Annotated in this window: 1 protein-coding gene; it reads left to right on the forward strand. The window is 35.4% G+C overall.

Annotated elements, in window-relative coordinates:
* Nucleotides 1-340: 340 nt before the first annotated feature.
* Entirely contained in the window at nucleotides 341-805 is a 465-nt protein-coding gene (locus AAA938_RS20115; protein ID WP_338230720.1) for an endonuclease domain-containing protein, read from the forward strand.
* Nucleotides 806-1,151: the final 346 nt, after the last annotated feature.

The following is a 1,151-nucleotide window of genomic DNA, read 5'->3' on the forward strand; positions in this document are numbered from 1 at the left end:
GGAAACAAAACTCCTGAAGAAATCCATCAAACCAATCAAAAAACAGATCGATTGTGGAAAAACTATTACCCCAAAAACCGTACACTTGTAAACCAATAAAAGGACTAACAGAAATAGTCAATCAGTATCAGGATTTAAACAATAACCTGTAAACTATTTTTAGGACGAGTCAAGGTGGATAGAGGAAATGAATCCCCCTTACCCCGTTTAAGAAAGGGGGAGTTGGTTCCCGATAAAAGTTTGATTTTTCGTTTTTAATCAGTTGCCGATCTCGAATAGTTTTAATCTTAAGAAATGGAATACAGGATGGATTTAAAGAGATTACTGGTAAGAGTTCAAAATGGGGCGACTCCCCCTTGAAAAGGGGGTTGGGGGGATTGGAAATAAGTATTATTTTGGTTCTATGTACTTTTTACCTTATAACAGAAATTTGAAAGAGTTCTCTAGAGAGTTAAGAAACCATTCTACTCTTTCCGAGATTCTTCTTTGGCAAAAATTGAGAGCAAGTCAATTTAGAGGCTATTCATTTAATCGGCAAAAACCACTTGATAATTATATAGTGGATTTTTATTGCAAAAAACTTAGTCTAGTTATAGAAATAGATGGTAACTCGCATTACAGTGAGGAGGCCACACTTTCGGATCAAGAAAGACAAAAAGTATTAGAAAGTCTGGGTTTGTATTTTATAAGGTTTCAGGATAAAGAGATAAAAAGATCAATACACTCCGTATTGGCAGAACTCAATGATTTTATTGATGATTGGGAGGTAAAAAATGGTGTATCTAATCCCCCTTACCCCCTTTAAGAAAGGGGGAGTTGTTTCCGGGTAAAAGTTTGATTTTTCGTTATTAAATAAGATGATTCTAAATTGTTCAGATCTTCAGATCGGGCTTTGTCGGTGGTTTTAAAGGGAAAAAGGATGAAGATCAAGACAATCCAATTCCCCCTTGGTAAGGGGCTAGAGGGATTGGAATAAGGTTGACTCGTCCTAAAAATAGTTTACAGGTTATTGTTTAAATCCTGATACTGATTGACTATTTCTGTTAGTCCTTTTATTGGTTTACAAGTGTACGGTTTTTGGGGTAATAGTTTTTCCACAATCGATCTGTTTTTTGATTGGTTTGATGGATTTCTTCAGGAGTTTTGTTTCC

It is taken from the genome of Algoriphagus taiwanensis (genome assembly GCF_036245645.1).
In the GTDB taxonomy this organism is placed as follows: Bacteria; Bacteroidota; Bacteroidia; order Cytophagales; family Cyclobacteriaceae; genus Algoriphagus; species Algoriphagus taiwanensis.